Genomic DNA, 3,958 nt, shown 5'->3' on the forward strand with positions numbered 1-3,958 from the left:
CAATAGTTATCTTGAGTCGTTCTTCGATTCATGTGCCTGAACTGGGGTTTCGCGTCGTGGACGGTGTCGTCGACGTGCTGACGGGTGTCGTTGGTGGTGGGTTCAGCAGGGGCCGATTGTTATCGGATCGCAACGTGTTCGGGGTGGGGTGTCTCGGAGCTGGCCGAGAGCGTGGGCGAGTTGGCGGCGCAGCTGCTGGTTCTCGGTGGCCAGTTCGCGGTTGCGGCGCAGGGCAAGGTCGAGGCGCTGGCGCACCGAGTCGTCGCTGGCGCGCTGCCGGGCCGGGGTCGGGGTGGCGTGTTGGGGCTGGTTGCGGGCGCGCAGGCGCCGGATTTCGTCTTTGAGGTCGGTTTGGGTGTAGAGCCAGGATCGGGAGACTTCGGCGTGATCGGCGACGGCTTCGAAGGTGATCTTGGCCCCGGCGCGGTCGAGATCGTGCAGGGCAGCGATAGCTTTGGCGCGGGTGAGTTCGTGCCGCTGTTTCGCGGCCGTGGTGAGGTGAATGCTGTTGTCAGAGCGCATGTTCGGCCGTCTCCGGGGTTTCGAGGGTGTCGATGATGGTGTCGAGGTTGCTGAGCACGGTGCGGTTCATCTCGACCAGGCGTTGGTGGCCGCGAGCCTCGGCGGCGGTGATCAGTTCGAGGGTCTGCTGCCGCTGCGCGTGATGCTGGGGCAGGAACTCGCTGGTCGTGAGGAACATCGGGCAGGTCAAACAGGCGTTGGCGTGCGGGCAGGATCGTTGCAGCGGCAGCCCGCAGTAGCCGTTGGGCAGGGCTTGGGTGGCGCGGGCCAGACGTTGTTTCGCCCAGGCAGCGTCGGCAAGCGGCCCGTCGGACTCATAGGTGACTGTGCGGCCGGTGATGTCAATCTTTCGGGCGGCTTCCCAGTGCCGGCGCACCGTGGCGTCGTGCAGGCGGGCGTAGTGGGAGGTCATCTGCGGCGAGTCGTGGTCGAGGATCCGGCGGACGATCTCTTGCGGGACGTCACGGTTGATCAGCCGGGTGCCCAGGGTATGACGCCATTGATGCGGCGTGAGATGCACCCGGTGGCCGTGTTCGTCGCGGATGTCGCAGGCATCGAGCCAGCGCTGCAGGGCCATCCGATAGGTCGAGGAGCTGATCGGGTGGTGGCCGTCGATGTTCTTGGTGGGCCGGGGAAACAGGATCCGTGTGCCGCCTGGCCAGTGATCGGTGTTACGGCGCCGCTGATGCCCTATGGCATCGGCGAGTTCGGTGTCGATCGGCACCAGGGCGTCGCGGTGCATCTTGTGGTTGAAGTAGCGCAGATAGGGGGCGCCGTCAGTGTCGGTGGTGACGCAGTCGCTGCGCAACCGCAGCGCGTCGGTCACACGTAATCCGCAGTGCATCAGGATGACGGTGATCAGCCGGTAGGACGGGTTGTCGAATCGGTCGAGGTTGGCGGGTTGTTCGAGCTGGGCCATGACCTGCTCCGCCAGTGCTCGTGGCAGCTTGTCGAGACGGCGGGGATGATCGGCGGGGAAGAATAATGCGGTGGCGGGAAGCCCTGGGTACCAACGATGTTGACGGATCGCGACGAAGAATCCGTTCAGCAGTCCTATGTGGGCGCTGCGGCGTTGTGGATGGCGTTCGTGCCCCAGGTCTGCCAGATAGCGTTCGAGCAGCTGACGATCGAGTTGCTCGATGTGCTCGATGCCGACCGCGGCCAGGAACCGCGAGAACCGGCTGATCGCCACCACCGCCCGGGCGCCTCCGGCTTCCAAGCCCAGTCCGCTCGACAACCGCAGCCGGACCCAGCGCTTGGCCAGCTCCCGCAGCCATGGCTGGGTGATCCGGTCGAATTGCAGGGTGCGGCGGCCGTCGAAGCCGAGGCGATGCATCCGCCAGACATCGCGCGGGTATTCGGCTTCCCAGCCGCCGCTCTCGGCCAGATCGGCGACGGCCCGACGCGCATAGAGCAGCAGAGCGCGCCCGAGGCTGTCGTTGACGGTCCCGTCGGCGATCGTGAGCCAGGTGTCCTCGTCGTGGTCGAGCAATGACGCCACCGACGAGGCCGCCAGCAGCCGAACCACGCGAGTGACGACGCTCGGTGCGAGCTTGCCGACGCGCCGGTCACGACGCTGCTGCAACGTGTACTGCAGTTCCAGTCTCAGCTGCGGCGGCAGTTGGCCGAGCTGGATCGACTGATCGGCGGGCACGACCCGGCCGGGGTCGAACCTCGCGGCGAAGGTGTCGATCTCGGGACGGCCGTTGGCCCGCCAGGTCGCGTTGTGAGAATGACAGAACGGCCCCGACGCCTCCGGCCAAAGCTCACAGTGCCGGATGCGGCAGCTCGCCCCGGCTGGCGGCGGCTTGATCACCGGAGGATCAGCCATCCAGGTCCCGCGGTCTGGCCGCCCGGCCCGTTCCCACCGCTGAGCATGCAGCTGACACAAGCCTTTGCGCGCGGATCCGTATCCGCAGCCGGTGACCGCGCACGGCTGGTTCGGTCGTTGCCGTTGTAACCGCGGGTCGGTCCGCGTGATGAATTCCTCCAGGTCCGGGCGTCCCTGCTTGACCCATCGCACTCGATGATTCAGGCACAACCCGTGTCCACGAGCATGGCGGTCGCAACCGGCCACCCGGCAGGCTCCGCCGCCGAACACCGGATCATCCGGCTCGAAAATCAATGTCTGACTGCGGAACTCGGCCCGGACGACCGCCATCAGCCCGCCCAGCAGGCTCTGCGGGCCTTCCGCTCCCGGAGCGGTCACCAGGCCACCTGCCGACCGTCGAACCAGCCCGCCTTCTCTAGCACCGCCCGAGCATCTTCGATGGTGAGATGCCCGTAGGTAGTGGCGGTCACGGTCACGTTGGAATGGCCGAGCAGCTTGGCGACGACTTCGAGGCTGATGCCGTCGCGCAGCATTCTCGTCGCCGCGGTATGCCGTATCCAGTGCGGATCGAACTCCACCCCGGTCCGGCGCCGCAGCCGGCGCACCAGGTCGTAGACCGCAGCGTAGGTCCACGGCCGCCCCGGAGCGCCGCCCCAGAGATTGACGAACACGTAATCACTGTCCAGATCACCGTATTCGGCATGCAGATAATCGGCATACAACCGCACCAACTCCGCGCTCACCGGAACCGTCCTCGTGGTGATCGACTTCGCGCGGGCACCGTTGTCGTTGTCGCGGCGGACCACCGTGATCTCCCGCTCGGCTGCGGCGATATCGTTGTGCCGCAACCCGAGAGCCTCGCCGATCCGCATCCCGCTGTCATAAAGCAGCGCCAACAGCAGCCGGTCCCGCAGATGCTCGCACCCGTCCAGCAGCGCCTGCATCTGCTGCGGCGTCAGTACCCGCGGCAGCTTCTTGGCCGCCTTCAGCGACACCGCCCGCCGCCGCTGCGGCATCGACTTGCTGATGTGATGCAGGAACGGCTTCCACCCGCCCCGCGACCCGCCGACCTGCCACGACGCCAACAAGTCGGCGACGTCGACCCCGTCGTGGGCGGCATGCAGATAAAACGATCCCAATGCCGACAGCTTCCGGTTCACCGTCGACTCGCCGCAGGCCGGTGCCACCGACGGCAGCGCCGCAACCCGGCCATCACGTGCCTGCGCTGGAGCGCGCAGCCACGCAACGAATGCCCCGACATCTTCCAAACCAGCTGACTGCCACTCCAACTCGCGGCCAGCGAGGAAATCAAACCAATCCTTCAGATCGTGGGCATACGCCTTGACCGTATTCGGGGACCGTTCGATCCCTGTCAGATACGCCAGATACCGCTCCACCGGGGCCACCGGCCGGTCGTCGTCACCGACAACCGTCCACGACTCCCGCGACGTCACCGGCGAGACCACCCGCACCACAAACACTCCGCCACCTCCGCAAGCTCTGCCTTCTGGACCGCTGCAGATAACCACGTCCACAAGGCAGAACCGGTGTTCTCGCAGACCCGTGTCGGACATCAAAGACGCTGATCGGAGCACTCAAGATAAC

General features: G+C 66.3%; 3 protein-coding genes. All 3 read right to left on the reverse strand.

Going from position 1 to position 3,958, the window contains the following annotated elements:
- Positions 1-102: 102 nt before the first annotated feature.
- The 3 genes from AWC17_RS05585 to AWC17_RS05595 are packed head-to-tail and all read right to left on the reverse strand — an operon-like array spanning position 103 to position 3,834.
- Entirely contained in the window at positions 103-522 is a 420-nt protein-coding gene (locus AWC17_RS05585) for a DUF6262 family protein (RefSeq protein WP_085164400.1), read from the reverse strand.
- Positions 512-2,731 (reverse strand): tyrosine-type recombinase/integrase, encoded by a 2,220-nt coding sequence (locus AWC17_RS05590; protein WP_372517376.1) that lies wholly within the window; start codon positions 2,729-2,731, stop codon positions 512-514. The genes AWC17_RS05585 and AWC17_RS05590 overlap by 11 nt, the downstream gene beginning before the upstream one ends.
- Positions 2,728-3,834, reverse strand: coding sequence for a tyrosine-type recombinase/integrase (locus AWC17_RS05595; protein ID WP_085164402.1), 1,107 nt, complete (start codon positions 3,832-3,834; stop codon positions 2,728-2,730). Before AWC17_RS05595 ends, AWC17_RS05590 begins: the two co-directional genes overlap by 4 nt.
- Positions 3,835-3,958 lie beyond the last annotated feature (124 nt).

The organism is Mycobacterium nebraskense (assembly GCF_002102255.1).
Lineage (GTDB): Bacteria > Actinomycetota > Actinomycetes > Mycobacteriales > Mycobacteriaceae > Mycobacterium > Mycobacterium nebraskense.